Annotated in this window: 10 protein-coding genes (1 of these 10 only partly in view); 9 read left to right on the top strand and 1 reads right to left on the bottom strand. The window is 65.9% G+C overall.

Going from position 1 to position 21,349, the window contains the following annotated elements:
* Window positions 1–48: 48 nt before the first annotated feature.
* The 5 genes from eat to DK926_RS06625 all read left to right on the top strand — a co-directional run bounded on the left by eat (window position 49) and on the right by DK926_RS06625 (window position 7,401).
* The gene (gene eat / locus DK926_RS06645; RefSeq protein WP_114329764.1) at window positions 49–1,488 is read left to right on the top strand and encodes an ethanolamine permease; all 1,440 of its coding nucleotides are present in this window, start codon (window positions 49–51) and stop codon (window positions 1,486–1,488) included.
* Window positions 1,485–2,897: an ethanolamine ammonia-lyase subunit EutB gene (locus DK926_RS06640; RefSeq protein WP_114329763.1), complete on the top strand. Its 1,413-nt coding sequence runs from the start codon at window positions 1,485–1,487 to the stop codon at window positions 2,895–2,897. The genes eat and DK926_RS06640 overlap by 4 nt, the downstream gene beginning before the upstream one ends.
* Complete coding sequence (gene eutC, locus DK926_RS06635; RefSeq protein WP_114329762.1) at window positions 2,894–3,670, top strand: ethanolamine ammonia-lyase subunit EutC; 777 nt, start codon at window positions 2,894–2,896, stop codon at window positions 3,668–3,670. The genes DK926_RS06640 and eutC overlap by 4 nt, the downstream gene beginning before the upstream one ends.
* 49 nt (window positions 3,671–3,719) lie before the next feature.
* On the top strand, window positions 3,720–5,345 hold the full coding sequence (locus DK926_RS06630; protein WP_207890762.1) for an AMP-binding protein: 1,626 nt from the start codon (window positions 3,720–3,722) through the stop codon (window positions 5,343–5,345).
* Between the two features lie 124 nt (window positions 5,346–5,469).
* A complete protein-coding gene (locus DK926_RS06625) occupies window positions 5,470–7,401 on the top strand; it encodes an acetoacetate--CoA ligase (protein ID WP_114329760.1) in 1,932 nt (643 codons plus the stop codon).
* On the opposite strand, the gene DK926_RS06620 is transcribed toward DK926_RS06625, so the two are convergent.
* Complete coding sequence (locus DK926_RS06620; RefSeq protein ID WP_114329759.1) at window positions 7,398–7,826, bottom strand: thioesterase family protein; 429 nt, start codon at window positions 7,824–7,826, stop codon at window positions 7,398–7,400. The genes DK926_RS06625 and DK926_RS06620 overlap by 4 nt on opposite strands.
* Before the next feature lie 41 nt (window positions 7,827–7,867).
* Between DK926_RS06620 and DK926_RS06615 the strand changes: the two genes are divergently transcribed.
* The 4 genes from DK926_RS06615 to DK926_RS06600 all read left to right on the top strand — a co-directional run.
* The gene (locus DK926_RS06615; protein ID WP_114329758.1) at window positions 7,868–9,316 is read left to right on the top strand and encodes an amidohydrolase family protein; all 1,449 of its coding nucleotides are present in this window, start codon (window positions 7,868–7,870) and stop codon (window positions 9,314–9,316) included.
* Complete coding sequence (locus tag DK926_RS06610; RefSeq protein WP_114329757.1) at window positions 9,313–9,921, top strand: TetR/AcrR family transcriptional regulator; 609 nt, start codon at window positions 9,313–9,315, stop codon at window positions 9,919–9,921. Before DK926_RS06615 ends, DK926_RS06610 begins: the two co-directional genes overlap by 4 nt.
* 9 nt (window positions 9,922–9,930) lie before the next feature.
* Window positions 9,931–10,368 (top strand): PPOX class F420-dependent oxidoreductase, encoded by a 438-nt coding sequence (locus DK926_RS06605; RefSeq protein ID WP_068432343.1) that lies wholly within the window; start codon window positions 9,931–9,933, stop codon window positions 10,366–10,368.
* A gap of 419 nt (window positions 10,369–10,787) precedes the next feature.
* Window positions 10,788–21,349 carry the beginning of a non-ribosomal peptide synthase/polyketide synthase gene (locus DK926_RS06600; protein WP_125833383.1) on the top strand. It continues 19,639 nt past the right edge of the window, so only the first 10,562 of its 30,201 coding nucleotides appear in the window; its start codon is at window positions 10,788–10,790; its stop codon lies beyond the right edge, outside the window.

Below are 21,349 nucleotides of genomic sequence, written 5' to 3'. Positions count from 1 at the left end.
CCTATCTTCGCTGCAGCGAGAAGCGCATTCGATGAAAGAAGGCCACCCATGTCCGTCGCCGAACCGTCAGGCGCTCACCACGACGGGACCGAGTCCCACGTCGAGGGCGGGGATTACCTCGCCAAACGGCAGTTGAAGAAGGGCACCGCGGGCTGGATTCTTCTCGCAGGGCTCGGCGTCAGCTACGTCGTCTCCGGTGACTATTCGGGCTGGAATTTCGGGCTCGAACAGGGCGGGTTCGGTGGTCTGCTGATCGCCGGAATCCTGATCGCCGGGATGTACCTGGCGATGGTGCTGGGCATGGCGGAGATGTCGTCGGCGCTCCCCGCGGCAGGTGGCGGTTACACCTTCGCCCGCCGCGCGCTCGGCCCGTGGGGCGGATTCGCGACGGGCACAGCCATTCTCATCGAGTACGCCATCGCGCCCGCGGCCATCGCCACCTTCATCGGCGCCTACGTGGAGTCGCTCGGACTCTTCGGTATCACCGACGGATGGTGGGTGTACCTGGCGGTGTACGCGATCTTCATCGGCATCCATCTGGCTGGTGCGGGCGAAGCGCTCAAGATCATGTTCGTCATCACCGCGATCGCACTCGTCGGTCTCGTGGTGTTCGCCGTGTCGGCACTGGGACAGTTCGACGCGTCGAACCTCACCGACATCGCGCCGACGGATGCCGCAGGGGCGTCGAGCTTCCTCCCGTTCGGCTACCTGGGCATCTGGGCGGCGGTGCCGTTCGCGATCTGGTTCTTCCTGGCCATCGAGGGTGTTCCACTCGCCGCCGAAGAAGCCAAGGACCCGTCGAAGAACGTGCCGCGCGGCATCATCGCGGCCATGGGGGTGCTCCTCGTGACCGGGGCCGGCGTGTTGTTCCTGGTGACCGGCGCAGGCGGGGCCGAGGCGATGCAGTCATCGGGCAATCCGCTCGTCGAGGCGCTCGGTGACAACTCGGCCGCCAAGGTCGTCAACTACATCGGGCTCGCCGGTCTGATCGCCAGCTTCTTCTCGATCATGTACGCGTACTCCCGTCAGCTGTTCGCACTGTCGCGAGCCGGCTACCTTCCGAAGACGTTGTCGGTCACCAACTCTCGAAAGGCTCCGACGCTCGCGCTGATCGTGCCCGGCGTCATCGGCTTCCTGCTCTCGCTCACCGGCCAGGGTGCGATGTTGCTCAACATGGCAGTGTTCGGGGCCGCGCTGAGTTACGTTCTGATGATGGTCAGCCACATCGTGCTGCGTCGTAAGGAGCCGGCCATGGAGCGTCCGTACAGGACGCCCGGTGGCGTCGTCACCACCGGCTTCGCGCTCGTCGTCGCTGCACTGGCCGTCGTCGCGACGTTCCTCGTCGACAGCACGGCCGCGCTCTGGTGCCTCGGCGTGTTCGCCGCGTTCATGCTCTACTTCGGCATCTACAGCAGGCACCATCTCGTCGCGAACTCTCCCGACGAAGAATTCGCCGCCCTTGCCCGGGCCGAAGCCGAGCTCGAATGACCACCTACAGGCATCAGGTATCCGGCACCACCTACCAGTTCGACGGCCTCGTCGACTTGATGGCCAAGGCCACTCCGCAGCGATCCGGGGACGAACTCGCCGGATGCGCGGCACAGTCCGACGCCGAGCGTGCCGCGGCGCAATGGGCGCTGGCGGATGTCTCGCTCGATACCTTCCTGCACGACCTCCTCGTCCCGTACGAGACGGACGAAGTCACCCGGCTCATCATCGACTCGCACGACCGCGTCGCATTCGGGACGATCTCGCATCTCACCGTGGGCGGTCTTCGAGACTGGTTGCTCGACGCGGCCGCGCGGGAGGACTCGGTGCGAGTTCTGACATCGATCGCATCGGGGCTGTCACCGGAAATGGTTGCGGCCGTCAGCAAGATCATGCGCAATCAGGATCTGATCGCCGTCGCCAGGGCGACGGAGGTCACGTCTGCCTTTCGTACGACGGTCGGCTTGTCGGGAACACTGGCGACGCGGCTGCAGCCCAACCACCCGACGGACGATCCGAAAGGCATTGCCGCAGCGACGCTCGATGGGCTGTTGCTCGGATCCGGTGACGCCGTCATCGGAATCAACCCCGCGACCGACTCGCCGCACGCGACGTCGGACCTGCTGCACTTGCTCGACGAGATCCGTCAGCGCTTCGAGATCCCGACACAGTCCTGCGTGCTGTCCCACGTGACGACGACGATGGAACTGATCGAGAAGGGCGCACCCGTCGATCTGGTGTTCCAGTCCGTCGCCGGCACCGAGGGGGCCAATTCCGGTTTCGGCGTGCATGTCTCGCTGCTGCGGGAGGCCAACGAGGCGGGCCGATCGTTGCACCGCGGAACCGTCGGAAACAATGTCATGTACTTGGAGACCGGGCAGGGTTCGGCGCTGAGCGCGGGTGCTCACGTGGGCATGGACGGCAGACCTGTCGATCAACAGACGCTGGAGGCGCGCGCGTACGCCGTCTGTCGCGATCTCTCGCCGCTCCTGGTCAACACCGTCGTCGGGTTCATCGGTCCCGAATACCTGTACGACGGAAAGCAGATCGTCCGCGCTGGGCTCGAAGATCATTTCTGCGGCAAGCTACTCGGACTGCCGATGGGCGTCGACGTCTGCTACACCAACCACGCCGAAGCCGATCAGGACGACATGGACTCCTTGCTGACGCTGTTGGGAGCAGCCGGGGTTGCGTTCGTCATCGCAGTGCCGGGTGCCGACGACGTCATGCTCGGCTACCAGAGCCTGAGCTTCCACGATGTGCTCTATGTGCGACAGGTGTTGGGGCTGAAGCCTGCTCCCGAGTTCGCTGCGTGGCTCGACCGGTTGGGCATGGTCGACGGAACAGGTCGGCTCCTGGACATCGATGCAGCCGGGTCGCCGCTCCGAGCACTGACGAGCTCGCGATGAGCGGTGTCGAACGGCGGGACGACGAATTCTGGGACGGCTTGCGGCTGACCACACAGGCCCGAATCGGGTTGGGGCGCACCGGCGATGCGCTTCCGACGTCACGAGTGCTCGAGTTCAGGTCGGCGCACGCTGCGGCGCGCGACGCGGTCCACATGCCGTTGGACGTGGAGGCGTTCGCGGCCGAGGTCGAGGCGGTCGGCGTCGGAAAGCCTGTCGCCGTGACGTCGCGTGCGGAGTCCAGGGCCGAATATCTGCGACGGCCGGATCTCGGGCGGCAGCCGAAGGATCTGAGCGCGATCTCGGCAGGCGAATTCGACGTGGGTGTCGTTCTGAGCGACGGCTTGTCTCCGCGCGCACTGATGGATCACGGTACGCAGATGCTTCGCGCCCTCGTGAGCGAACTGTCCGGCGCGTATTCGATTGCGCCGCCGGTCATTGCGACCGAGGCGCGCGTCGCGCTGGGCGACCACATCGCCGAGGCGATGGGGGTGCGGACGGTGCTCGTGTTGATCGGGGAGAGGCCAGGGCTGTCCGTCGCCGACAGTCTCGGAATTTATCTGACGCATCTGCCTGCCCCGGGCAAGTCGGACGCCGATCGCAACTGCATCTCGAACATCCACCCACCGGAAGGCCTCGGCTACGAGCAGTCCGCGAAGATCGTCGCGAGCTTGATCGCGGGCGCCCGAAAGTTGGGTAGGTCGGGTGTCGCGCTGAAGGACACATCCAGGGCCGACGCGCTCGAGAACCTCGACGTGAAGGTGATCTCGGAGTAGCCCCGTTCGGGGGTGGTAGGTAGTGACGGGCGTCACTATCGTTGGTGAAATGGAAACTCTCAGCTACTCCTCCGGGGTGTCGTCCATACCGATGCTGGGCGACACCATCGGTGCCGACCTCGATCGAACTGCTGCCCGACACTCCGGCCGCGACGCTCTCGTGGACGTCGCCACGAACCGGAGGTGGACGTACTCCGAGTTCCTGGCCGACGTCGAGATCTTGGCTGCCGGCCTGCTGGTCAAAGGCGTCGTGAAGGGCGACCGGGTCGGGATATGGGCACCGAACTGCCCCGAATGGGTGCTCGCGCAGTATGCAACCGCCAAGATCGGTGCGATCCTCGTCAACATCAATCCGGCCTACCGGACGCACGAGCTGCAGTTCGTACTGAAGCAGGCAGGGGTGTCGCTTCTGCTTTCTGCGCCCGAATTCAAGGGCGCGGACTACGCGGCGATGATCGAGGAAGCGCGGACGGACTGCCCCGATCTACGCGAGGCCGTCTTCGTCGGCAGTTTCCCGTGGGAATTGATGACCGATCGCGGGCACAAGGCGCTCTCGGAGAACCCGTCGCTCGTGGCCGATGCGCAGAAGCTGTTGAGCGCCGACGATCCGATCAACATTCAGTACACCTCGGGCACAACGGGTTTCCCGAAGGGTGCGACGCTCAGTCACCACAACATCTTGAACAACGGATTCTTCGTCGGCGAACTGTGCCACTACACCGAGGTCGATCGCGTGTGCATTCCCGTGCCGTTCTACCACTGCTTCGGGATGGTGATGGGCAATCTTGCGTGTACGAGTCACGGTGCGGCCATGGTCATTCCGGGCCAGGCGTTCGATCCGGCAGCGGCGCTGAAGGCCGTCGCCCAGGAGAAGTGCACGTCGCTGTACGGGGTACCGACGATGTTCATCGCCGAACTCGCTTTGCCCGAATTCGATTCGTACGATCTGTCGTCGCTGCGGACGGGCATCATGGCGGGCTCGCCGTGCCCGACCGAAGTCATGAAGCAGGTCATCGAACGAATGGGCATGGCCGAGGTGTCGATCTGCTACGGCATGACCGAGACGTCACCGGTGTCCTTGCAGACCCGCAGCGACGACACCATCGACCAGCGCGTGTCGACGGTCGGAGCCGTCGGACCGCACCTCGAGGTCAAGATCGTCGATCCCGTCGACGGGCTGACCGTGCCACGCGGCGAGGCAGGGGAGCTGTGCACCCGCGGGTACTCGGTGATGCTCGGCTACTGGGAGCAGCCGCAGAAGACCGCCGAGGCGATCGACGCGGCCGGATGGATGCACACCGGCGACATCGGGATCATGGATTCGGACGGCTACGTATCCATCACCGGCCGCATCAAGGACATGGTGATTCGCGGCGGGGAGAACATCTACCCCAGGGAGATCGAAGAGTTCCTGTACACCCACCCCGACATCCTCGACGCCCAGGTGATCGGGGTTCCCGACGTCAAGTACGGCGAAGAACTCATGGTGTGGATTCGGATGCGCGAGGGTGCGGAACCGTTGGACGCCTCGGGGATTCGAGCCTTCAGTGAGGGGAAGCTCGCGCACTACAAGATTCCGCGGTACGTCCACGTCGTCGACGAATTCCCGATGACCGTCACCGGGAAGGTCCGAAAGGTCGAGATGCGGGAGAGGTCGCTGGATTTGCTGAGCTGAGATTTCCGCCGACTCGAGATCCTCACGGCGAATCGGGATCCTCCGTCGATGCATCGGCTGAGAATCTCGATTCGGCGTGAAGATTTGCGGGCCGGGTCGGATTTGCTCGAGGGATACTGGGCGCATGACCGAACCGCAGTGGACGCCGTCGTCGGAGGACATCGAGAACGCACGGATCACCGACTTCCAGCGCGTCGTCTCGGAGCGTCACGGGGTCGACACCGCCGACTATCGCGAACTCTGGGAGTGGTCGACGCAGAACGTCGAGCAGTTCTGGCGCACGGTGTGGGACTACTTCGACATCCAGTCGGACACCGAGCCGACCGAGGTGCTCGGAAATTCGAGTATGCCGGGAGCTCAGTGGTTTCCAGGTGTGCAGCTGAACTACGTCGACCAGGTGCGACGGCGCTCCGACAGTGACCGTACGGCGATCGTCCATGCACGGGAGGACGGCTCGCGCGCCGAGCTGTCGTGGCGAGAACTCGCCCGGCAGACGGCCGCGCTCGCTCGGACGCTGCGTGAGGCAGGCGTCGAGCCCGGGGATCGGGTCGTGGGGTACCTACCCAACATTCCCGAGGCCGTCGTCGCATTCCTCGCAAGCGCGAGTGTCGGCGCGGTGTGGTCGGCGTGCGGGCAGGACTATTCCGCGTCGGCGGCCCTCGACAGGCTGGGGCAGCTGGATCCGAAGGTGTTGATCGCCGCCGACGGCTACTCCTACGGCGGCAATCACCACGACAAGCGCGGCGATGTGGCGGTTCTCCTAGACGGATTGACGACGGTCGACACCGTGATTCGAGTCGGCGACGCGGTCGACGGCTCCCTCTCGTGGGAGGACGCGTCGTCCGGCGAGGGTGAGTGGGTATCGGTGCCGGTCGCGTTCGATCATCCACTGTGGGTCGTGTTCTCGTCGGGGACGACGGGTCTGCCGAAGGGTATCGTCCACGGGCACGGGGGAGTGTTGCTCGAACACCTCAAAGCTGTTGCGCTGCAATCGGACATCGGATCGGATGACACGTTCTTCTGGTACACGAGCCCGAGTTGGATGATGTGGAACTTCCAGGTGGCAGGACTGCTCGTCGGTGCGACGATCGTGTGCGCCGACGGCAGCCCTGCATACCCGACGCCCGATGCGCTGTGGGCGATCACTGCTCGGGAAGAGGTGACATTCCTGGGCACCAGTCCTGGCTACGTTCTGTCCTGCATCAAGGCGGAATCGCGCCCGTCGCGCGATCACGATCTGTCCGCATTGCGCGCGATCGGTATCACGGGGTCTGCGATGCCCGCGTCGTCGTCACTGTGGTTGTCCGACAACGTCGGTCGCGACGTGCCGGTGTTCTCGATCTCCGGCGGCACCGACGTCGTGTCGGCGTTCGCGGGTGGGGTCCGTACCGTGCCGGTGTGGCCGGGTGAGCTCTCGGCGCCGTTCCTCGGCGTCGCGCTGAAGGCATTCGACGTCGACGGCCGGCCGGTGACCGACGAGGTCGGCGAGTTGGTCGTCACCGAGCCCATGCCGTCGATGCCCGTGCGATTCTGGAACGACGACGGATCGCGTTACCGCGAAGCGTATTTCGACGCGTACCCGGGGGTGTGGCGACACGGCGACTGGATCACACTGACCGCGCACGGCAGCGTCGTCGTGCACGGTCGTTCGGATTCGACGCTGAACCGCAACGGCATTCGGATGGGTAGCGCCGATATCTACCAAGCCGTCGAAGAGCTGCCCGAGATCGTCGAATCACTCGTGCTCGGGGTCGAACGAGGCGACGGCGGGTATTGGATGCCGTTGTTCGTCGTACTCACCGACGGAACCGAACTGGACGACGCGCTGCGGGCGCGCATCAACACGGCGATTCGTGAGCACGCGTCACCGAGGCACGTGCCCGACGAGATCATCGCCGCGCCCGGCGTCCCGCACACCAGGACCGGTAAGAAGCTCGAGGTGCCGATCAAGCGTCTGTTCCAGGGCGGCGACGCGTCGCGAACTCTGGACCGAACCGCCGTCGACGCACCGGATCTCGTGGATTGGTACGTCGAGCAAGGCCGGGACAAGCGCTAGCGGGTCCACCGTGCGAGGTATGCCTTCTCGTCTGCGGTGATCCGGCGCAGCGACTCCGAGCCGACGTCGACCATCGCCATCTGAGTGGTCGCGACGACGGCAGGCGGTGAACCCGCAGGTGCGCCCGCGGCGCGGACCTCGTAGCCGATCGTGAAGTCGACCGACCGCACCCTCTCGAACCACAACGTGATGTCGAGCGGGCTGTCCGAATGCCGCAGCGGCTTCTTGTACGAGATGTTCACGTTCGCGATCAACGCGCTCTTGATCAGACTCTCGTTGGCCTCACCTGCACTCAGGAGCCACTCGATGCGCGCTTCCTCCAGCAGAGTCACCATGCGCGCGTGGTTGATGTGGTGGAAAGCGTCCATGTCGGACCAGCGCACGGTGACCCGCGCGTGATAGCCGATCTCGTTGTCGTCGGTCACCGCTACACGTTCTCATGACTTCGGTGTTCTAGAGTCCGGGTGTGCTGATCAGAAATGTCGTCCTCGCGCCGGGCGGGCCGGCCGTCGACGTCCAGACGGTCGGCGGCCGCGTCGCCGAGGTGACCGCGACTGTCGCGTCGTCGCGTCCGATCGAAGGCGATGTGTTCGACGGCGGCGGAGCAGCACTGGTTCCGTCGTTCGTCGACAGTCATGTGCATCTGACACAGTGGGCGGCGTCGCTGACGCGCATCGACGTCTCCGGTGCCGACTCCGCCGTCGATCTGGTGGATATTCTCGCCCGTTCCAACGAGCGCCACGGCACGTCCATTCTCCGCGCGCAGGGATTCCGCGACGCGCTGTGGCCCGACGAGCCGCACAAAGAGGTGCTGCAGAACGCGCTGCCCGGTCGCCGTGCAGCGATCACCAGCATGGACCTGCACACGCTGTGGCTGAGCCCGGCCCTGTTGGCGGAGTTGCACATCGACCATCCGACGGGTGTGCTGCGCGACATCGACTGCATGGAAGGGCTGAACGCCCTCGAGCGCTTGGTCGACACGGACGAGGGCGATCGCGTGGCCCTGGCCGCCACGGACGAACTGGCCAGGCGCGGCATCACCGCCGCCACCGATTTCGAGTACGCCGACAACAGGACCGTCTGGTCGCGGCGCAGTGAGATCGCCCGCCCCGCAGTCGACGTGCAGTTCGCGGTGTGGGCCGAATGGTTGGGGCACGAACTGACCCTCGGCGCGCACACCGGCGACCCTGTTGCCGACGGGATCGCACTCGGTCCGCTCAAGGTCATGTTCGACGGTTCGCTCAACACCAGAACGGCGTGCTGTCACGACCCCTACCCGGGCGGCGAGGGGTCGGGACTGCTGTTGGAGACGCCCGAGGATCTCGTCACGCTGATGCGTCGGGCCGCGAGTGGCGGGATCGTGCCCGCGATCCATGCGATCGGTGATCGAGCGAACACACTGGCGCTCGACGCGTTCGCCGCGGTCGGGTGCGGTGGCCGCATCGAACATGCGCAGCAGGTGATGCCCGCCGACATCGCGCGATTCGCGGCGAACGGCGTGACCGCTTCGGTTCAACCGCAGCATGCGATGAGCGATCGCGAGGTCGCCGACGAACTCTGGAGCGGCCGTGCATCGATCGCCTACCCCTATCTGTCGTTGCACAAGTCGGGCGCGCACGTCGTCTTCGGATCCGACGCCCCGGTCAGCCCGCCTTCTCCGCTCGACGCGATCGCCGACGCGGTGTGGCGTACCGACGACGAGCGTGCGCCGTGGCAGCCCCATGAGGCACTTCCGCTCGACGTGGCGTTGGCAGCGGCATCGGGTGGACGCGCATCGGTGGAGGTCGGAGCATCCGCCGATCTGGTGCTCCTGGCCGAGCACCCGGCGTCCCTCGGTAACCGAGACCTGCGTGCCGTCCCGATCGTGGCGACGGTCCGCGGCGGCGTCTGCACGTTCGACGGAAGGTCGCTGTGACCACTACACCGGGAAGCTGGCGCATCTACGAGGGGTCGACGCTGTCCGCACCGCTCGCGGCCGCGCTCGGCGCGTTCGTCGAGCAGGGTTATCACGGAACGTCGGTTCGGCAGATCGCCGGCCGCGCCGGGTTGTCCGTGCCGGGGCTCTATCACCACTACCCATCGAAACAGGCGTTGCTCGTCGGGCTGATGACGGCCGCGATGGACGAACTCCTCGCTCGGTCGAAGCAGGCCGACGCCGAGGCGGGCTCGTCGCCGTCGGCGCGGTTCGACGCCGTCGTCGAGTCGCTGTTGTTGTTCCACATGTATCGGAGCGACCAGGCGTTCATCGGGTCGACCGAGATCAGGAGCCTCGATCCGGAGAACCGGGCGCACTACGTGCAGCTTCGTGACGAGCAGCAGCGGCAACTCGACGGCATCGTGCTGGCAGGCATCGAGTCCGGAGAGTTCGACGCCGACCATCCGGCCGACGCGTCGCGAGCGGTGACGACGATGTGTGTCGGCGTCGCGGGCTGGTATCGGCCCGGCGGCCCGCTCTCGGCTCTCGAACTGACCGAGGTCTACCTGAACATCGCACGGCGAATTGTCGGTGGTGGGCGGTAGCCTCACGCCATGGACTCACCACCAGACCGTTCTCTGACCCCGGAGGTCCGCGAGTTCCTCGAGACAGGCACCAGAACCGGCAAGCTCGGCTGGGTGGCGCCCGACGGTAGGCCCCTGGTGGCTCCCGTCTGGTTCGTGGTCGACGACGATGTGGTCGTGTTCAACACCGGTAGTGGAACGGCCAAAGGAAAGGCCATCGCCAGGGACCCACGTGTCGTGTTGACTGTCGACCTCGAGGAGCCGCCGTACGGGTTCGTGCAGATCCAGGGGGTCGCCGAGACCTCCGAGGACCCGCAGGATCTGCTCGCGTCGGCAACGGCTATCGGCGGTCGCTACATGGGCCGGGACCGCGCCGAAGAGTTCGGTAGGCGCAACGGAGTCCCGGGTGAACTCGTCGTGCGGATCCGCGCAACGAAGGTGACCGCCGCGTTGAATGTCACCGCGTGAGCGTTCCGCGAGGTTCGATTCCGTCGTGTCCGGGAACACGATGACCTGTGCCACTTCCACAGCCCGTCGGTTTTGGATGACGGGGGAGTGTGCCCTGTAGATTGGTCCGGTGCTCAGCGAAGGATGTGGATTCTGAACCATCGTTTTAGTGACGTGTCACGAACCGCTGGCCCGGCATGGCCGGATGCCGAGTGTCGTACCCAGCGAAGGTGGGCAAAGTCCTCGGTCCTGTGTAACGGTGAAGGCTTGGCCGAGAGATGTACCGAGGGGTAACTTCGATCGGCTCCGTGCTGGTGCCAGTTTGTGTTCAAGATGCGTAGTTTCATTGTTTCGAGATCGATGTGTTCGGTGCCCAGAAGGAAAGTCGGTGCGTCCGACTTCTCGCTGGGGGCGTGTGAAAGTGGGAAGAGAGGATTCGATTGAACCCGCTAGGTTTGGGAGGATCGACCGATGGCGAATCCGAAGGGCTCGGGGCACACTCGTCGTTCCCTCTTTCTCCGGCACAGCTCGGAATGTGGTTCGCGCAACATGTCGATCCCTCCGTACCGGCCAACATCGCCCAGTACGTCGAGCTTCGCGGTGACCTCGATCTAGACCTTCTTCGTCGCTCGTCCGCCGCGGCTGCCCTCGAGATGCAGTCCGGCTACATCCGCATCGTCGAGGTCGACACCGAACCCCGTCAGTTCGTCGACCCGACCCTCGACGCGCCGCTCGGTTACGTCGACCTCCGCGAGGAGGACGATCCGGAGCGCGCCGCCCACGAGTGGATGCGGGCCGACTACAGCGCGCCGATCGACATCCTGCACGACCGTCTGATCGCGGCGACGGTCCTGCACCTGGACACCGACCGCTACTTCTGGTTCAACCGTGTCCACCACGTCGTGCTCGACGGGTTCGGCTCGGTCACGTTCATGAACCGCGTCGCCGAGCTCTACACGGCCGAGGTCGAGAAGGTCGAACCGAAACCCAACCAGTCGTCGGACCTGAAGAAGGTCTACGAGATCGACGCCGCGTACCGGGACTCCTCTCGCTTCGAGACCGACCGCCAGTACTGGGCCGATCGCATCGCGGGCATCGAGGAGGCAACCAGCATCGCCGGTCGCACAGCGCCTCCGGCTGCGATCAGCCAGATCGACACCGCGGCGCTCGGCGACAACACGGTCACCCGCTTCGAGGAACTGACGGCGGCGACCGAATCCACGATGGCCACCGTCGTCATCGCGGCGTTCGCCAGCTACCTCGCCCACATGACCGGCCGCGAGGACGTCGTACTGAGCCTTCCGGTCACCGCGCGCACCACAGCGGTCCTCCGCCGCTCCGGCGGCATGGTGTCCAACGTCGTACCGCTGCGCTTGACCGTGGCGCGGGACACCTCCGTCGAAGAGCTCTTGACCAAGGTCACAACCGAGGTGTCCGGAGCGCTTCGTCACCAGCGTTACCGCCACGAGGACATTCGGCGCGACGCAGGCGGGGCGAGCGGCCAGGCGTCGTTCTTCGGCCCGTGGGTCAACATCATGCTGTTCTTCACCGAGGTGCGCCTCGGGTCGATGGTGGGCGGCATCAACATTCTGTCCACCGGCCTGATCGAGGACTTCGGCCTCAATCTGTACCAGAGCGTCGGTGGACAGACGACGCACATCGACTTCGAGTCGAACCCGAACCTGTATTCGGCCGAGGAGTCCGCGCGTAACCACGAACGGTTCGTCGAGTTCCTCGACCGCTTCGTCGCGTCGGATCCATCGAGCCGCGTGTGGGACCTCGACGTCACCACGGGAGCCGAGAAGGCGCTCGTCGTCGACGCCTTCAATGCATCCGACCACCCGGTCGAGCAGCGAACCCTGCTGTCGGACTTCCATGCTCGCGTCGACACGGATCCTGACGCCACCGCGCTGATCTACGAGCAGTCGTCGCTCACGTACGGCCAACTCGGTGCGCGCGTCAGCGCAGTGGCGCGCCGGCTCGTCGAGATGGGCGTCGGTCCGGAAACCCTTGTCGGACTGTCGATTCGACGGTCGCTCGACCTCGTCGTCGCGATGTACGCCATCGTGGAGGCCGGCGGCGCATGGGTTCCGATCGATCCGGACCACCCGGCCGAGCGCACCGCATACATCCTCGAGTCGGCGAATCCGCTGTGCGTACTGGTCACGTCGTACGACGAGGTGGACCTCCCGGCGGGTATCGACGTGCTCGAGGTCGACCGCCTGGACTACGACGCGCTCGACGCCACCCGAGTCACCGACGCGGACCGCCTCGGCCCGGTGCGGCTCGACAACGTCGCCTACGTCATCTACACGTCGGGTTCGACGGGTCGTCCCAAGGGCGTGGCCGTCACGCACGAGGCCATCGACAACCAATTGCAGTGGATGCGTTCCGAGTACGGTCTCGAGCCGTCGGACGTGTACCTGCAGAAGACGGCGACGACGTTCGACGTCTCGCTGTGGGGATTCTTCCTGCCGCTGCAGGTGGGCGCGTCGATGGTGCTCGCGACCCCCGACGGCCACCGCGACCCGATCTACGTCGCCGACAAGATCGCCGAACACGGCGTCACGATCACCGACTTCGTACCGTCCATGCTGACGGTGTTCGTCGCGAACGCGCCGATCGGCACCTGCGGATCGCTGCGCCACGTCTTCGTGATCGGTGAGGCTCTGCCTGCCGAGACCGCCGCGGCGTTCCGTGAACTGAGCCCGGCGGGCCTGCACAACCTGTACGGACCCACCGAGGCCGCGGTGTCGGTGACGTACTACGAAAGCGGAATTCAGGACGTACGCACGGTTCCGATCGGTGTGCCCGAATGGAACGTCAAGGCCTATGTTCTCGACGCATCACTGCGTCCGACTCCGATCGGTGAGCCGGGTGAGCTCTTCCTCGCGGGCGTGCAGCTCGCGCGCGGCTACGTCGGCCGACCGGACCTGAGCTCCGATCGTTTCGTCGCGAACCCGTTCTCGGAGAACGGTTCTCGCATGTACCGCACCGGCGACCTCGTGAAGTGGCGCGCCGACGGCAACATCGACTACATCGGCCGCACCGACTTCCAGGTCAAATTCCGCGGTCAGCGCATCGAACTCGGCGAGATCGAGACCGTGCTGCTCGCGCACGAGGACATCTCGCAGGCCGTGACGCTCGTCGTGCCGACGGCAACCGGTGACCAGCTGGTCGCCTACGTCGTCGCGGCGCCGGGTCGAAACGTGGACCCCAGTGACGCAACGGAATTCGCGTCGCATGCACTGCCGTCGTACATGGTTCCGGCGTCCGTCATGGTTCTGGAGTCGTTGCCGCTCAACACGAGCGGCAAGCTCGACCGCAAGGCTCTGCCCGAGCCCGTGTTCGCCAGCGCGAAGGAGTACCGCGCACCGCAGAGCCACGTCGAATACGTCGTCGCGGGCGTGTTCGAGGACGTGCTCGGGGCCACCCGTGTCGGTCTCGACGAGGACTTCTTCGAACTCGGCGGAAACTCGCTCATCGCAACGCAACTGGTCACACGCGTCGGCACCGCACTCGGCATTCGGATCGGTGTACGCGAACTGTTCGAGGCGCCGACGGTGGGCGCTCTGGCTGCCCGGGCCGAGTCGGCGATGGAGCAGGGCACGAGCGGTCCCGAGCTGGTGGCCGGCCCGAGGCCCGACCTCGTACCGCTGTCGCTCGCGCAGCAGCGTATGTGGTTCCTCAACCGGTTCGATCCGGACACCGCGGCGTACAACCTGCCGTTCATGGTCCGGTTGACCGGTCGGGTCGACGAGAAGGCGTTGTCCACGGCCTTCGCCGACGTCGTCACTCGGCACGAGACGCTGCGAACCGTGTATCCGCTCGTCGACGATTCGCCTCAGCAGGTCGTTCTGCGCACCGAGGACGCGTTCACCGGTCTCAGCGCGACGCGGGTCGACGAGTCCGAGCTGACGTCGAAGCTGATCGATCTGGCACGGGAGAGCTTCGACGTCTCGATCGAGGTTCCGTTCCGCATCGCGCTGTTCCAGCTGGCCGAGGACTCGTTCGTGCTCGCGATGGTTCTGCACCACATCGCCGCCGACGGTTCGTCGTTCTCACCCCTCGCGCGCGACATCATGGTCGCCTACGAGGCGCGCACCAACGGTCGCGTTCCCGGGTGGGCTCCGCTGCCGGTCCAGTACGCGGATTACGCACTGTGGCAGCGCGCGATGCTGGGGTCGGAGAGCGATGTCGCATCGCTGTCGGCGCAGCAGATCGAGTTCTGGGTTCGCACCCTCGACGAGCTTCCCGATCAGCTCGATCTTCCGTCGGACCGGCCGCGGCCCGCGGTGGCAACGAACGCCGGCGCGAAGAGCCGGTTCGTCGTCGACGCTCGCATCCATCAGGGCCTGGCGGAAGTGGCTCGGACGCATCAGGCGTCGCTGTTCATGGTCGTCCAAGCGGCGTACGCCGTGCTGTTGTCACGCCTGTCCGGCACGACCGACATCGCGATCGGAGCACCGATCGCGGGCCGAGCGCACGAGAAGCTCGACGACATCATCGGCATGTTCGTCAACACGCTCGTGCTGCGCGCACACGTCGAGCCGAATGCGTCGTTCGACGAACTGCTCGACCAGGTGCGCAACACCAACCTGTCGGCCTTCGCACACGCCGACATTCCTTTCGAGCGTCTCGTCGAGGTCCTCAACCCGGCCCGGTCGCGGGCGCGTCACCCGCTGTTCCAGGTGGCTCTGTCGCTCGACGCCGCGCGCCAGAACGACATCGGCTTCGCCGGATTGCGCGCGTCCGCATCGGAACTCGACGTTCCGATCGCGAAGTTCGACCTGCAGCTGTGGCTCACCGAGCATCAGGACGAATCCGGTAGGCCCGATCGCATCGAAGCGGTCTTCGAGTACGCCACCGACCTGTTCGACGCAGCGACCGTCGAGGGATTCGCCGATCGGTTCCTGCGCATCCTCGACGCGATCGTCGCGGACGCGTCGGTGCCCGTGGGCGCCATGGACATCCTGGCCGCCGACGAACTCGACGCGCTCACCAGCGTGCACGGCGGCGAGGTTCCGTCGCACCGCACACTGCCCGAGTTCCTCGAGGCGGGAGTCGCCGCGAATCCCGACGGCGTCGCGGTGTACGCGTCGGGCGACGAGCTGACCTACCGTGAACTCGACGACATCACCGATCGCTACGCTCGGTACCTCATCGATCGTGGAATCGGCGCCGAAACGATTGTCGCACTGGCGTTTCCGCGCTCGATGGAGATGGTCGTGTCGATGTGGGCCGTCGCGAAGACGGGCGCAGCATGGGTGCCGGTCGACCCCGAGTATCCGGTCGACCGTGTCCGGCACATGCTCACCGATTCCGGTGCGGCCGTGGGTATCACGTCGTCGGAACGCATACACGAACTTCCCGACACGTGCGAGTGGTGGGCCGTCGACGATCCCGCGTTCGAGCGTGGCGTCGAGCAGTACACGAACGGAGCGGTCACCGACGCCGAGCGGATCGCTCCGCTCCACCTCGACAACCCGGCCTACGTGATCTACACGTCGGGTTCCACGGGCCTGCCCAAGGGTGTGGCCGTGACGCATCGAGGCCTGTCGGGTCTCGTCGACCAGTCGCGTGAGCTCTATCGGGTCACACCGGAATCGCGCTTCCTGCATGTCATTTCGCCGAGCTTCGACCCGTCGGTTCTCGAATGGGCATTGACCGCTTCGGCCGGTGCAACACTCGTCGTCGCGCCGCCGTCGGTGATCGGTGGACCCGAACTGCACCGGTTGTTCGCCGACACCGGTGTCACGCACGCGATCATCACGCCCGCGGTTCTCGGCTCGATGGACCCGTCCGGTCTCGACAGCCTCGAGCTGCTGTCCGTCGGCGGTGAGGCGTCTGCACAGGATCTGGTGTCCAGGTGGGCACGTGGACGACGGTTCTTCAATGCGTACGGTCCGACGGAGACCACCATCGTCTCCACGCGCGGCGAGCTGTTCGCCGGCGAGCCCATCACGGTCGGTGGACCGGTCCCCGGCGTCTCGGCGCTGATTCTCGACGCGCGCCTCCAGCCGGTCCCGGTCGGTGTCGCAGGTGAGCTCTATCTTGCGGGCGACGCCGTCGCACGTGGGTACTACAAGCGTGCAGGTCTGACGTCGGACCGTTTCGTCGCTGACCCCTTCGGTCCTACAGGCACTCGCATGTATCGCACCGGCGACGTCGTGCGCTGGACGAAGGACTTCGCGATCGAGTACGTCGGTCGGTCGGACTTCCAGGTCAAGGTCCGCGGTTTCCGTATCGAACTCGGCGAGATCGACGCCGCCCTCGAAACGTTCCCCGCCGTGACGTTCGCAGCGACGCTCGGGCACGAATTGCAGTCGGGCCAAACGGCTCTCGTGTCCTACGTGCACGGCAGCGACGAGATCGACAAGGCCGAACTGCTCGAGCACGTCGGACGGATGTTGCCGAGCTACATGGTGCCGTCGGTCGTCATGGTGCTCGACGAGGTGCCACTGACGCCGATCGGCAAGCTCGATCGTCGTGCGCTGCCCGAGCCCGAGGTCGGTATCAGCTTCCGCACGTTCCGCGCTCCGACGACTCCCATCGAGGAGACGGTCGCGACCGTGTTCAGCGACGTACTCGGTGCGCCCGTCGTCGGGCTGGACGACGACTTCTTCGAGCTCGGCGGTAACTCGCTCGTCGCCACCCAGGTGGTCGCGCGACTCGGTGCCGCGCTCGACGCGCAGGTTCCGGTGCGCGCCATCTTCGAATCGCCCACCGTCGCCCAGCTCGCCGTTCGCGTCGAGCAGGAGGCAGGCCGGGGCGCTCGGGTGGCGCTCGCACGCGGTGAGCGACCGAGCCGCATTCCGCTGTCGTTGGCGCAGCAGCGTATGTGGTTCCTCAACCGTTTCGACACCGAGTCGGCCACGTACAACCTGCCGATCGCGCTGCGGTTGACGGGCGTTCTCGACGTGCCCGCGCTGCAGGTCGCGATCCTCGACGTCATCGACCGCCACGAGTCGCTGCGGACGCTGTTCCCGGATTCGGCGGACGGCCCGCACCAGGTGGTCCTCGACGCCGCCCAGATCGTGCCGAACCTGATGCCCATCGACACCACCGTCGCCGAATTGCAAAGGGCAATACGGCAGTTGGCGTCGACCGGGTTCGACGTGACGGCCGATGTGCCGTTGCGTGCCCGTCTGTTCGAGATCAGCCCGACCGAACACGTGCTCACCATGGTCGTGCACCACATCTCGGCCGACGGATGGTCGATGGGGCCGTTGGCCCGCGACGTCATGGTCGCCTACGCGGCGCGTACCGAGTGGGAGTCGCCCGCGTGGGCCCCGCTTCCGGTCCAGTACGCCGACTACACGCTGTGGCAACGTGCGACGCTCGGCTCCGAGGACGATCCGACGTCGCTGATCTCCGAGCAGGTCGACTACTGGAAGAGCACCCTCGACGGGCTTCCCGATCAGCTGGATCTGCCCACCGACCGTCCGCGTCCTGCGCGGCAGTCGTTCGGCGGCGGCACGGTCGACTTCGAGATCGAGCCACGCGTGCACCGCGGCTTGCTCGACGTCGGACGCGAACGCAACGCGTCGCTGTTCATGGTCGTTCACGCTGCACTCGCCGTGCTGCTGTCACGGTTGTCGGGCACCGAGGACATCGCCGTCGGAACCCCGGTCGCGGGACGTGGCGAGCAGGCGCTCGACGACGTCGTCGGCATGTTCGTCAACACGTTGGTGCTGCGCACCGAGGTCGACGGACACTCCTCGTTCAACGACCTGTTGGCCCACGCGCGCGAAGCCGCTCTCGGCGCGTTCGCGCACTCGGACATTCCGTTCGAGCGGCTCGTCGAGGTGCTGAACCCGTCCCGTTCGACGGCACGGCACCCGTTGTTCCAGGTCATGCTGTCGTTCGAGAATCTCGGCCCGACGCATCTCGACCTGCCTGCGCTCAGCATCGACAGCGTCGACCTCGATGCGGCCGTCGCCAAGTTCGATCTGCAGCTGACTCTCACCGAACGCCTGACTCCCAGCGGCCAGGCCGACGGATTGTCCGCCGAGTTCACCTTCGCCACAGACCTTTTCGATCAGGCGACGGTCTCGTCGTTCGCGGATCGATTCCTGTACGTGCTCGATGCCGTCATCGAGGACTCCGCGGTCCGGGTCGGCGACATCGAACTGTTCGACGCCGTCGAGCGTGGGCTGATTCTCAAGTCGTGGAACAACACCGCACATGCGCTGGATGCGGGTGCGACGGTGTTGGATGCGTTCGACGCTCAGGTGGCGGCACGTCCGGATGCGACTGCGGTGGTGTTCGAGGGGACAGCTCTGTCCTTCGCCGAGTTCGATGCGCGCGTGAATCGTCTTGCGCGTTACCTGATCTCGGAGGGAGTGGGTCCGGAGCGGACGGTCGCGGTGGCGATGCGTCGTTCGACCGAGATGCTCGTGGCGCTGTATGCGGTGCTGCGGTCGGGTGCGGCGTACGTTCCGGTGGATCCGGACCAGCCTGCGGAGCGCAACCAGTACATTCTCGATACGGCCGGTGTGTCGGTGGTGTTGTCGACGTCGCGGGACGAGGTGGCGTTCGAACATGTTGCGGTGGATCGACTTCCGCTCGAGGGGTTCTCGGCCGGCGCGGTGAGCGACGTCGACCGTATGCAGCCGTTGCGTGCGTCGAATGCGGCGTATGTGCTGTTCACCTCGGGGTCGACGGGTCGGCCGAAGGGTGTGGCGGTGTCGCACGCGGCTGTGGTCAACCAGGTGTCGTGGCTGGTCGCCGAGTACGGTCTCGGCGTCGACGATGTGGTGTTGCAGAAGACTCCGTTCACGTTCGATGTGTCGGTGTGGGAATTGTTCGGTGCGCCCGCGTCGGGTGCCCGGTTGGTGATCGCGGAGCCCGATGGTCACCGCGACCCGCAGTACCTGGTGGCGGTCGTCGAATCCGAGGGCGTGACGGCGACGTCGTTCGTCCCGTCCGTGCTGTCGGAGTTTGTTTCGGCGATCGCGCCGGGCGGATGCAGCACACTGCGCGCGGTGCTGGTGGCCGGTGAAGCCCTGCCGGTGTCGGTGGTGGGGGCTGCCGCGGCAGCGCTACCCGGCGCAGGTATCCACAACCTGTACGGCCCGACCGAGTTCACGGTCCACGCGACGTCGCGGCCGGTGGCAGGCGTTGCGGGGTGGAACATCTCCGGCGTCTCGGTTCCGATGGGCTCGCCTGTCTGGAATTCCCGTGTCCTCGTTCTGGATTCGCGTCTGCGTCCCGTACCGATCGGTGTCGCGGGCGAGCTGTACCTGGCGGGCGAGCAGGTGGCGCGCGGCTACTTCGGCCGCGCCGATCTGACCGCAGACCGCTTCGTGGCATCGATGTTCGACGACGGTGCGCGCATGTACCGCACCGGTGACCTCGTGCGATGGACCGCCGCCGGAGAGCTGGAATACCTGGGCCGCACCGACTTCCAGGTCAAGTTGCGTGGTCTGCGTATCGAGCTCGGCGAAATCGAATCGGCACTCGTGGCACAGGACTCGGTGTCGGCGGCCGTGGTGTTGGTTCGATCCGAGCAATTGGTCGCCTACGTCGTGCCCGCCGCGGGTGCGACGGTGGATTCCGGTGTTCTGCAGTCGGTCGTCGCACGCTCGCTTCCGTCGTACATGGTGCCGTCGGCGTTCGTGGTGCTCGACACGCTTCCGGTCGGTGCGTCGGGCAAGCTCGACCGAAACGCGCTGCCGGAACCGGTCTTCGAGGCCCGAGCCTTCCGTGCCCCCACGACTCTCGTCGAGGAGATCGTCGCCGGAGTGTTCGCCGACGTCCTCGGACTCGATCGCGTCGGTCTCGACGACGACTTCTTCGAACTCGGCGGCAACTCGCTCATCGCGACCCAGGTCGTCTCCCGCGTCGGCTCCGCGTTGAACGCGCGCGTGCCGGTGCGCGTGCTGTTCGAAGCATCGACGGTCGAAAGCCTTGCTGCGCGGGCGGAGTCGCACGTCGGTGGAGACGGACGAGCGGCCCTCGTCGCCGGCCCGCGGCCGGACCACGTGCCGCTGTCGCTCGCGCAGCAGCGCATGTGGTTCCTCAACCGCTTCGACACCGAATCGGCGGTCAACAACCTGCCCGTCGCCATCAGGATGTCCGGTTCACTGGACGTGTCGGCGCTGCAGGCCGCCGTCGGCGATGTGCTGGACCGGCACGAATCGTTGCGCACCGTGTACCCGGAGACGGACGGTGTTGCCGCACAGGTGATTCTGCCGACGGAGAAGGCCGTTCCGGTGTTGACGCCGGTGGCGATCGCCGAGGACGAGTTGATGCCGCGCATCGCGGCCATCGTGGCGACCGGGTTCGACGTCACCACCGAGGTGCCGCTGCACGCAGAGCTCTTCGAACTGTCGGCGACCGAGTACGTTCTCGTCTTCGTCGCGCACCACATCAGTGCGGACGGCTGGTCGATGGGACCGCTCACCCGCGACGTCATGCTCGCGTACGCAGCACGGACCGTCGGCGAGGCGCCGGGATGGTCGCCGCTGCCGATCCAGTACGCGGACTTCACGTTGTGGCAACGCTCGGTTCTCGGTGACGAGAACGATCCGGCGTCGTTGATCGCCGCACAGGCCGACTACTGGAAGACGGCTCTGTACGACCTTCCCGAAGAACTGGTGCTTCCGTTCGACCGTCCTCGGCCCGCGGTGCAGTCGTTCGACGGCGGCACGTCGCGGTTCTTCGTCGACGCCGAATTGCACCGCGAGCTCGTCGCATTGGCTCGGACGACCGGAACGACGCTGTTCATGGTCATGCATTCGGCGCTCGCGGTGTTGCTCGCGCGGTTGTCGGGCACGTCCGACATCGCCATCGGTACGCCCATCGCAGGCCGCGGCGAGGCCGAACTCGACGACGTCATCGGCATGTTCGTCAACACGCTGGTGTTGCGCTCCGATGTCGACGCGTCCAAGGGATTCGTCGATCTGCTGCAGGCCAACCGCGACACCGATCTGAAGGCATTCGGCCACGCGGACATCCCGTTCGAGCGCTTGGTCGAGATTCTCAACCCCGAGCGTTC

Source organism: Rhodococcus sp. Eu-32, assembly GCF_003336925.1.
GTDB lineage: Bacteria > Actinomycetota > Actinomycetes > Mycobacteriales > Mycobacteriaceae > Rhodococcoides > Rhodococcoides kyotonensis_B.
This window is presented reverse-complemented; position numbering and strand designations above follow the sequence as displayed.